The sequence below is a fragment of the Serratia sp. H1w genome (assembly GCF_000633355.1).
GTDB lineage: Bacteria > Pseudomonadota > Gammaproteobacteria > Enterobacterales > Enterobacteriaceae > Chania.
Genome location: NZ_AYMQ01000059.1, coordinates 71,939 through 81,915, shown reverse-complemented (window position 1 = coordinate 81,915; position 9,977 = coordinate 71,939). Strand labels below are relative to the sequence as shown.

At 54.5% G+C, this 9,977-nt stretch carries 10 protein-coding genes; 1 reads left to right on the top strand and 9 read right to left on the bottom strand.

Annotated features, from left to right (window positions below; genetic code table 11):
• Positions 1–90: 90 nt before the first annotated feature.
• The 6 genes from uraH to gpt all read right to left on the bottom strand — a co-directional run bounded on the left by uraH (position 91) and on the right by gpt (position 5,529).
• The gene (gene uraH, locus U869_RS0115325) at positions 91–501 is read right to left on the bottom strand and encodes a hydroxyisourate hydrolase (protein ID WP_025121805.1); all 411 of its coding nucleotides are present in this window, start codon (positions 499–501) and stop codon (positions 91–93) included.
• A 220-nt stretch (positions 502–721) separates the two neighbouring features.
• The gene (gene proA / locus U869_RS0115320; RefSeq protein ID WP_025121804.1) at positions 722–1,975 is read right to left on the bottom strand and encodes a glutamate-5-semialdehyde dehydrogenase; all 1,254 of its coding nucleotides are present in this window, start codon (positions 1,973–1,975) and stop codon (positions 722–724) included.
• Positions 1,976–1,984: 9 nt separating this feature from the next.
• Positions 1,985–3,088 carry a glutamate 5-kinase gene (gene proB / locus U869_RS0115315; protein ID WP_025121803.1) on the bottom strand — a complete coding sequence of 368 codons (1,104 nt, stop codon included), beginning with the start codon at positions 3,086–3,088 and terminating at the stop codon, positions 1,985–1,987.
• A 109-nt stretch (positions 3,089–3,197) separates the two neighbouring features.
• Positions 3,198–3,599: a sigma factor-binding protein Crl gene (crl, locus tag U869_RS0115310; protein WP_025121802.1), complete on the bottom strand. Its 402-nt coding sequence runs from the start codon at positions 3,597–3,599 to the stop codon at positions 3,198–3,200.
• A gap of 60 nt (positions 3,600–3,659) precedes the next feature.
• The gene (gene frsA, locus U869_RS0115305) at positions 3,660–4,907 is read right to left on the bottom strand and encodes an esterase FrsA (protein WP_025121801.1); all 1,248 of its coding nucleotides are present in this window, start codon (positions 4,905–4,907) and stop codon (positions 3,660–3,662) included.
• A gap of 163 nt (positions 4,908–5,070) precedes the next feature.
• A complete protein-coding gene (gene gpt, locus U869_RS0115300) occupies positions 5,071–5,529 on the bottom strand; it encodes a xanthine phosphoribosyltransferase (protein ID WP_021805588.1) in 459 nt (152 codons plus the stop codon).
• 337 nt (positions 5,530–5,866) lie between these two features.
• Here gpt and pepD point away from each other — a divergent pair, with 337 nt between their 5' ends.
• Positions 5,867–7,327 carry a beta-Ala-His dipeptidase gene (gene pepD / locus U869_RS0115295; RefSeq protein ID WP_025121800.1) on the top strand — a complete coding sequence of 487 codons (1,461 nt, stop codon included), beginning with the start codon at positions 5,867–5,869 and terminating at the stop codon, positions 7,325–7,327.
• A gap of 38 nt (positions 7,328–7,365) precedes the next feature.
• Here the strand turns inward: pepD and U869_RS0115290 are convergent, their stop codons facing one another.
• From U869_RS0115290 to nqrM, 3 genes are all read right to left on the bottom strand, one after another.
• Positions 7,366–8,367: an MFS transporter gene (locus tag U869_RS0115290; RefSeq protein WP_025121799.1), complete on the bottom strand. Its 1,002-nt coding sequence runs from the start codon at positions 8,365–8,367 to the stop codon at positions 7,366–7,368.
• Between the two features lie 87 nt (positions 8,368–8,454).
• Complete coding sequence (dinB, locus tag U869_RS0115285; protein ID WP_025121798.1) at positions 8,455–9,513, bottom strand: DNA polymerase IV; 1,059 nt, start codon at positions 9,511–9,513, stop codon at positions 8,455–8,457.
• Positions 9,514–9,748: 235 nt separating this feature from the next.
• Entirely contained in the window at positions 9,749–9,976 is a 228-nt protein-coding gene (gene nqrM / locus U869_RS0115280) for a (Na+)-NQR maturation NqrM (RefSeq protein ID WP_024483649.1), read from the bottom strand.
• Between the last annotated feature and the right edge of the window lies 1 nt (position 9,977).

The window sequence follows — 9,977 nt, the reverse complement described above, 5'->3', positions numbered from 1 at the left end:
AGTATCAGTGTGCCACTATATATAGCCTGACAGGCTATACCGACACTTAACAATGAAGTTAAGGAAAGACATTCCAAAAAAACTTGGGGCTCAACTGCCTTTGTAGGTTGAATAGCCATATTGGCTCAGCAGTAAAGGAATGTGCAGTTTCTCGTTGGTCCGGCTCACGGTAAACAGCACCGGAATTTCCGGAAAGAAAGATCCCAACTTTTGGCTGTTGAAATAATCGCCGGTTTTAAAGGTCACTTTATAAGTCCCAGGCTGCATATCCTGCTCCTGCGGAAACAAGGATTTGATGCGGCCATCATCGTCGGTTTTTGCGCTTGCCAACGTTGCCCAGCCGTCGCCCTGCTGTTTTTCCAGGATGACTGCAACATGCGGCGAGGGAAGACCTGTTTGTTGATTTAATATATGCACGCTGAGCGTCCCCAGAGGAGCGCTGAATGCTGCCGGAACCGTCGCAAGGGAAGATAAAAAGATGAGACCAGTGATTTTGTTCATTTTTCTGCCTGTTGGTTAATGAAAAACAACAAAAATGTAGCACTGATTTTCCAAAAAAATGTTCAACTTTTCGTTATATTTTGGTTAACCACGGCGTGATAAGGGGACCGTATGCTAAAGATTTTTTGATGTATCCCCTTTTGCTGCATGACTGCCAGAAGCAACAAGGGCGCAGTATTTGCACACTGCGCCCCTTGGTAGCAATAACCAGATCTAGAGCTTAGCTACGAACCAAATCGTCGCCGTAGCCAATCCATTTGTAGGTCGTCAACGCATCCAGCCCCATCGGGCCACGCGCATGCAGCTTCTGGGTGCTGACGGCCACTTCGGCCCCCAAGCCAAACTGGCCACCGTCGGTAAAGCGGGTGCTGGCATTGACATACACCGCAGAGGAATCCACCGCGCGGACAAAATACTCGGCGTTGCTTAGCGAGCGCGTCAGAATGGCATCGGAATGGCTGGTGCCATGCGTGCGAATATGGTCGATAGCCTGATGGATATCATCCACCAGCGTCACGTTCAGATCTAACGATAACCATTCGTCGTCGTAATCTTCTGCGGCAACCGCCACCACCTTCGCTGGCCCTTCCTGCAACAACGGCATGGCGTTATCGCTGGCGTGCATAGTTACACCAACAGCGGCCATACGCGCGCTTAACGCTGGCAGGAAACTGTTGGCAATAGTGCGGTTAACCAGCAGGGTTTCAACCGAGTTGCAGGCACTTGGCCGCTGGATCTTGGCGTTCTCGATAACGGTCAGCGCCTTGTCGTAGTCCACGCTGTCGTCGACATAGATATGGCACACGCCGATACCACCGGTGATCACCGGAATAGTCGATTGCTCGCGGCACAGCTTATGCAGTCCGGCCCCACCCCGTGGGATCAACATATCGACATAGCGATCCATACGCAGCAGTTCATTGACCAACTCACGATCCGGGCTTTCGATCGCCTGCACCGCCGCCGCCGGCAGACCGCACTGTTCCAACGCCTGCTGGATCACTTTCACCGTCGCCTGATTGGTGTGGTGCGTCTCTTTGCCGCCGCGCAAGATCACCGCATTACCGGTTTTCAGGCACAGGCTGGCCACGTCGATGGTGACGTTGGGGCGTGCTTCATAGATCACGCCGATCACCCCGAGTGGCACTCGGCGACGCTCCAGCTTCAGGCCGCTGTCCAGCAGGTTGCCGTCCAGTACATGGCCAACCGGATCGTTCAAGCGGCAAACCTGGCGCACATCGTTGGCGATCGCCGCCAAACGTGCAGGAGTTAGCAGTAAGCGATCCAACAGCGCTTCACTCATCCCGCTGGCACGCGCCTGCGTCATGTCCTGCTCGTTCGCCTGTAGAATCTCTTCGCTGCGAGCTTCCAGCATGTCGGCCATCACCGCCAACACCTGATTCTTTTTCGCCGTGCTCAGTACCGCCAACTGCCAGGAAGCCTGCTTGGCGGCCTTCCCCATCTGCTCGAGCATGTTTACTCCTTAACTTACGATCATATCGTCGCGATGCACGGCCACCGGGCCATATTCATAGCCCAGGATCTCGCTGATTTGCTGCGAGTGGTGCCCGGCGATCATGCGCATGGCATCGCTGTTGTAACGGCTGACGCCATGAGCCAGATCGCGCCCCGCCAGATTGCGGATGCGGATCACCTCACCGCGTGAGAAATCGCCTTTAACATCGCGGATCCCCTTCGGCAGCAGCGAGCTGCCACGGGCCATCATGGCTTCTACCGCGCCATCGTCAATGGTGATCTCACCCGCAGGCGGCGCACCAAAGATCCAGCGTTTACGGTTCTCCAACGGGGTTTCCAGCGCATGGAAACGGGTGCCCACCGGGTTACCTTCGATCACATCGGCTACCACGCCAGGCTTGCTACCGGCGGCGATAATCACATCGATACCTGCGCGGCAAGCCACGTCGGCCGCCTGTAGCTTGGTGCCCATCCCGCCAGTCCCCAAACCGGAAACGCTGTCGCCCGCAATGGCACGCAGCGCATCGTCAACGCCGTGCACTTCGCGGATCAATTCGGCTTCCGGGTTATTGCGCGGATCGGCGGTATATAAGCCCTGCTGATCGGTCAGCAGCAGCAGTTTATCGGCCCCGGCCAGGATAGCGGCCAGTGCCGACAGGTTATCGTTGTCGCCGACTTTGATTTCTGCCGTGGCAACTGCGTCGTTCTCATTGATCACCGGAACGATACGATTGTCCAGCAACGCGGTCATGGTGTCACGCGCGTTGAGGAAGCGCTCGCGGTCTTCCAGATCGGCACGCGTCAGCAGCATCTGCCCAATATGAATACCGTAGATCGAGAACAACTGCTCCCACAGCTGGATCAACCGGCTCTGCCCCACTGCCGCCAGCAACTGCTTGGAAGCGATGGTTGCGGGCAGTTCAGGATAGCCCAGGTGTTCACGCCCGGCAGCAATCGCCCCAGAGGTAACAATAACAATGCGGTGACCCGCAGCATGTTGCTGGGCGCATTGGCGCACCAGTTCGACAATATGGGCACGGTTCAGACGCAGCGAACCGCCGGTCAACACGCTGGTGCCCAATTTCACAACCAATGTCTGGCTGCCGTTCATAATATTTCTGCCGTTGGAGTTAAAAGGAATGCATGACGTTGTAACAGGAGAGACGCGTTATGCCAACAGGCACAACGCGATTTCGGTGTAAATATGCGGGGGAAATGATCTAGGCGGAGAGTTTTATCGGTTGCTCAATGAAATCATCGGCCGGTGCCAGCGTCAGTTCCAGGGTGGTCAGCAGCTCACCCAAGCGGCGATGGAAGACGCGCAGCGTGGTTTCCAGCTTCTCTTTCACTTCAGCATCTTTAATCTTTTCCTCGTTCCAATGCCCATCTTTGTCAAACAAACCAAAGTGGTAGCTGTAGGTGAAACGAGATTTATCGGCCTGCAGTTCGATCCACCAGCCCCAAAACTCGCGTTTCTCCGGCACTGGCTTAACGTTGACGCAGACTGCCAGGCAGTCAAAGAAAAAGCGGTCGTTCTCACATTGCCCTTCGCGCAGGTAAGGTCCCAGGCTGGCAAAGCGTTTCATTAGTCGGCTTTTAGGGTGGCCACTCGGTAGCGTCATTTCTCAACCTCCACAATGTAGTCCACCCTTTTTAACAAACTGTTAAAAATTAGCAACTAGTTAGCGCATTTTATCTCTTAGCCAATCACAAATTTGCAGTAAGGATTGATGGAAACTCTGATAAACCGGCGTGCGCGGGATGGTTATCAGCTTGCCACTCAGTGAAGAAGACGCGATCAGCTGCGACTCTTCTTTTGGGCTGAGCGGATCGCGTTCCCAATAGGCAGACAGCATCGGCGTTGGGCAACGGCGGCCCAGTAGCCCCTGAGTTTTCAGTGAATAGCGGTTCAACTCGGTTTTCAGCACGCTGTCAGACGCGTTGGACATGCCCATACGGCTGGCCAGCACGTCCATATACATATCCGGCACATGGTCCTGGCATTTCGCCTCACACAGCAGGCTATGCACTACTGGCCCTACACAAGCCACTGCGCGCAGGCGCTGTGACTCCAGATAAGCCAGGCGAACCGCCACGTTGGCCCCAAAGCGGAAACCAAAGGCGCTGACGCGCGTATGGTCAACCCAAGGCACGGAAGGCAGCTGTGCTAATACCTGTTGGTGCAGGAAGCTGGAATCTTGCGTCAGCTTCCACTTATAGGATGAGCCGATAGACGGCATATCGATGGTCAACATCGCAATGCCATGTGGGGCCAAGTAATCACGGAACAGGCGGTGATAGTCGGTCTGCAAGGTGTCTAGGCTGCCACACATCAGCACCGTCGGGTACGGTGCCTGGCCGTTATCTGGCATATGCAGGAAGCCGGTGATCGAACTCCCCGCCTCGATGGCGAACTCCAGCTCTTTAAGCTGGTACGGTAGCAACAATGCGGCTTCTTCATAGGCTCGATTGGACAGCACCTCTGCCTGCTCTGCCAGCTCATCCCCTTTCAGATGCGGGTAACCGGCAATGCTGTAGAGGTTGGCGGCATTCAGCCAATACTGCCCGCCGACCAGCGGATCTTTCTGCTCCAACGCCCGCTGCTGCCACTGCATCCCCTGACGTACCCACTCGTAGATCCAGTTGCCATTACGGTAACCAACCACGGTATCCAGCAGGTGATCGTCGCTATGTTCTGCGTTGGAGGCCGCAATGCGCGCCAACACTTCGCTGATCTCCAGCGGATCGGTGCCGCGCCAGGTCCACAGCAGATGATTGAGCATGCGATACCAGTTGCCGTCGGTGTCCCCTTCCAACGCGGAGTGCATATCGGCACCGACCGCATGATGGGCGCGCGTGACTAGCGTCGAGGTCTCGACGTGTTTAAATGAGGGTTTGAACAGTACTTCAGAAAGGTTGGCCTGTGCCATGGTAACAACAGCCTCCAGAGACTTACATCAAGGCTTGAATAGCCGGGATATCTAGGGCCATTGTACCTAACTCTGGGGATAGAAGGCGGGGAATTTACCGAATTTGACGAAACCACTGCATAAACAACAACGCCCGGTGATGCCGGGCGTTTGAGGCTGGAGCTTAGCGGCCGCCGATCGGTGGCACGAAGGTCACTGCCATATCCCAAGGCTGCTCGATCCAGGTGTCCTGCGGGATATCAACCACATAATCGTCAACCAGTGGGCGGCCAGCAGGCTTGGCGAAAATGGTCACGAAATGGGCTTTCGGATACATGTCGCGGATCGCTTTCGCGGTGCCGCCGGTATCCACTAAATCGTCAACCACGATAAAGCCTTCGCCATCACCCTCGGCGCGCTTGAGCACCTTCATTTCGCGCTGGTTGTCATGGTCATAGCTGGAGATGCAGACGGTATCCACATAACGGATGCTCAGCTCACGTGCCAGCAGCGAAGCAGGCACCAGGCCGCCACGGCTTACGGCAATAATGCCTTTCCATTGATCGGCAGGCAGCAGGCGGTGAGCCAGTTTGCGCGCTTGCATTTGCAACATATCCCAGGTAACAACGTATTTTTCGCTCATAGAATGGTGTCCCAGCCAGCAATAGATGTGGCTTACTCAGTAGTTCAGGGGGAAAAAAGGTTGCGCGAGATTATAGAGACTGCGCGCGATGAATACCAGTTGAACCGAGGGATTGATGCGTTTTTCCTCTGATTATCTTTGTGGTGACTGAGATCGCGATTATCCGCCAGCGCCCGTAAGACGGGGAACCCAAGCCGGTAAACTGCGTCATACGAGACGCGCACAGGCCAGAATAAAATGATATTCTCTGGCTTACGTGCCTGAAGCACAGATAGCTACTCACCCTAACCGCACAGCATTCACTCCCTGCTGAAAATGCTGTCACAGGAGACTTATAGTGTCTGAATTGTCTCAACTTTCGCCACAGCCGCTGTGGGATATTTTCGCCAAGATCTGCTCGATCCCGCATCCTTCTTACCATGAAGAAGCGCTGGCGCAGCACATCCTCGACTGGGCTAAAGAAAAGAACCTGCATGCCGAGCGCGACCAGGTCGGCAATATTCTGCTGCGTAAACCTGCCACCAAGGGTATGGAAAACCGTAAGCCGGTAGCGCTGCAAGCGCACCTGGATATGGTGCCGCAGAAGAACAACGATACGGTACACGATTTCGCCAAAGATCCGATCCAGCCTTATATCGACGGCGAGTGGATCAAGGCACGCGGTACCACGTTGGGTGCCGATAACGGCATCGGTATGGCGTCTGCGCTGGCGGTGCTGGCCGATGACAGCGTAGAGCACGGCCCGCTGGAAGTGCTGCTGACCATGACGGAAGAAGCCGGGATGGACGGTGCCTTTGGCCTACAGCCAAACTGGCTGCAAGCCGACATCCTGATCAACACCGACTCCGAAGAAGAAGGCGAAATCTACATGGGTTGCGCAGGGGGGATTGATTTCATCACCACCCTGCCGCTGCAACGTGAAGCGCTGCCAGCCGGTTATCAAACGCTGAAGCTGACCCTGAAAGGGCTGAAAGGCGGCCACTCAGGTGCCGATATCCATCATGGCCTGGGCAACGCCAACAAACTGCTGGCACGTTTCTTGTTTGCCCACACGGCAGAGCTAGACCTGCGCCTGCTGGAGCTGAACGGCGGTACGCTGCGCAATGCCATCCCGCGTGAAGCTTCTGCCGTGGTTGCTGTCCCAGCCGCCAAAGCCGATGCGCTGAAGGCCTTGAGCCAACAGTTCCTGGCTACGCTGCAAAACGAGCTGTCTGCCAAAGAGAAGAACATTACCGTTCTGCTTGAGCCAGCCACCAGCGCTTTGCAGGCGCTCACCGCAGACTGCCAGAGCCGCTTTGTGGCGCTGCTCAACGGCACGCCGAACGGTGTGATCCGCATGAGCGACGAAGTGAAAGGCGTGGTAGAAACCTCGCTTAACGTTGGTGTGGTAACCACCAGCGAGCATGAAGCCGAGATCATTTGTCTAATCCGCTCCTTGATCGACAGCGGTAAAGACTATGTGGTGGAAATGCTGACTGCCGTAGGCCAGTTGGCCAACGCCAAAGTAGCACCGAAAGGCGGCTACCCAGGCTGGCAGCCAGATGCTCACTCGCCGGTAATGCAACTGGTACGCGAAACCTACCAGAAGCTGTTCAACAAGACGCCAAACATCATGGTGATCCACGCAGGGCTGGAGTGCGGTTTGTTCAAGAAGCCTTACCCAAATATGGATATGGTGTCGATTGGGCCAACCATCACCGGGCCACACTCGCCGGATGAGCAAGTGCATATCGCCAGCGTGGGCCAATACTGGACGCTGTTGACCGCACTGCTGAAAGCCATCCCTGAACGCGGGTAATATTGACGGGCGCAGCATGATACTGCGCCCCTTTATAGTTAGCTGTTGGCCAGGTTACCGTTGATTTCATTCATCTGCGACTGTATCAGCGCAGCACTCACCGGCGGCAGCAGAAAAGCAAACAGAATAATCAACCAAGTTTTATACCTGGCCGTCTGTCCATGGCTTTCGATTATCGTCCGCAGATTATCATTCAGCGTGGAGAAAATTGCTGGTGTGACAATGGATGTAGCAAAAGCCGACCATCCTGCCCCTCTTGGCGTGAGTAACGTCGCTGATTGGCTGTAGTTTCTGATTTCTGCATGGATCTGTACAAACCAGTAAATATTGTAAAACGGCACAAAATACAGCAGGAAGGTAATGGCAGGATTGCGGTATATCGGTGCAATGGGTGCTACCTGACGCACTGGCGGTGCCACATTGAATAGCTGTGCTTTTATCGGTAACAACAATAATGTGCCGATAATCATCGGGGTGGCCAGCACAGCAAAGAAGTATGATGGATTTCCCAGCAACAGATCCCTATCCCAAAGCCAGCCAGATAAAGGCGCAGTAGAGATATTATTCAACCATTTCAACGTCACCATCAATCCAAATGCCAGGACAAAAGCCTCTGTACTGCCAACCGCACCGCCAATAAAAGCAGGGATAGTGAGTAATATAGCGCCGACCGCCAGCCCTATCATTACCTCCCCGGCAACCAGGCAAAAGACGTTGTCAGAATAAAAACAGAGCAGCGAGATGCCCAACAGATAGAATGCGCTAAACAAATACAGCAGATAGTAGGTTTTCATTCGGCTAGCCATCCAGGCCAATATGAAGCCGAGAATAAAACCTGCCTGTTGTGCTGAAAATGCAATACCGATTAGCGAATAGGACAGGTCGGTATACTGCTTGAGATACAGCGCGGAGTTGATATTCAAGATCGATTGGCTAGAGGCGAAAAACACAAAATAAAAAACCAGCCCCCAGAACCGATAGCTGCTTTGGAGATCTGCCCAGGTCCATTTTATTACGAGCTTTTGCTGAGTCGTGTCCATTGATACTGCTTCCCTGTTGGGGGTTAACCCGAAAATTAGGCGTTGATTGTACCGGCGATAGTGCATAAAACACACTCGTTTTTCACCTCACCACGTCAGTACCAATTGCCGCTCCAATTGGGGGTCCAGCAGCGTCACATGCAGGCCCACCAGCCTTACACCACGTCCTTCCCGCCGCTCCTGCCAGGCCTGACGGGCAACGTTGAGCAAATCCTCAATATTGAGCACCGGCCAAACGTGCTCCTGAGTGGTTTGCTGGAAGTCCTGGAACTTCAGCTTCACCCCTTGCCGGGCAATGTGCAGATCCGGCTTGACCTTGCGCAAACGCATTTCCAGCTCCGGGTAGAGTTTTTCGACGATTAGCGTTTCGCACTCTTGCCAATCATGGATATCTTCGACCAGCGTCCGCTCAACGCCAACCGACTTACGTAAACGATCTGGGGAAACCTCGCGCTCATCGATACCCTGGCAGCGCTCCCACAGCACCCGACCAAATTTACCGAAACGTTTTAACAAGGCGGCCAGATTATAGTTCTGCACATCGGCACAGGTAATTAGCCCCACCTCTTCCAGCCGTTTGGCGGTGACCTTGCCGACGCCAGGAATTTTACTCAATGGCAGTTGCTGCAAGAAGGCTGGCACTTGGGCAGGTGTGATCACATATTGACCATTGGGTTTATTTAACTCGGAGGCGATTTTGGCCAGGAATTTGATGGGGGCGATGCCCGCAGACGCGGTCAGGTTCAATTCATCCGCAATCTCCTGGCGGATCTGTTGGGCGATCAGCGTGGCGGAGCCGTTGCATTGGGTGCTGTTGGTCACGTCCAGATAGGCTTCATCCAGTGAGAGCGGTTCTACCAGCGAGGTATAGCGAGCAAAAATTTCACGGATATGCTGCGAGGCTTCTTTATAGGCCGCCATACGCCCCGGTAACAGCTTCAAATGAGGGCAAAGCTTGAGCGCCGTGGCGGTTGCCATAGCACTGTGTACGCCATAGCGGCGCGCCGGATAGTTGGCGGTGCTGATCACGCCACGCCGATCGGCACTGGCACCGATCGCTAACGGGATATCACGCAGGCTGGGATCGTCGCGCATTTCTACTGCGGCGAAGAAGCAGTCCATATCGACATGAATGATTTTACGCATCGAGCCTCCAATAATACTGTATAAGTATACAGCTAATTATTAAAAGCTCAAGATGGAGAGTTTAGACGAGTGACCCCCTCACCCAAAAGGAGAGGGCACCGAACGTACCACAAATTAGCACCTGCACCTGGCCTTAACACGGGCGCAGCATGCAGCGCCCCTACGGAGCAAAGGCTAATCCACGATGCTGGACCTTTGGGAGAGGGTTGGGGTGAGGGGCTGTGATCCTGAGTGACTAGAGAATACGATGCTTTTCCAGCATTTCGCGGCGTAGCGCTTCTTTGGCCATGCGCTTTTTACGCGCATCGCAGGGTTCCGGACAATCGCAGACTTTCTCCATCCCCAGCGCAGTAATACCGCCACAGCTGCCCTGCAAGGTTTTGCGCTTGAACACATAGCCCAGCGACATCCCGCCGACCACCAGCAGAAACAGCACAAAGGATGCAGCAAACATCGTCAACATA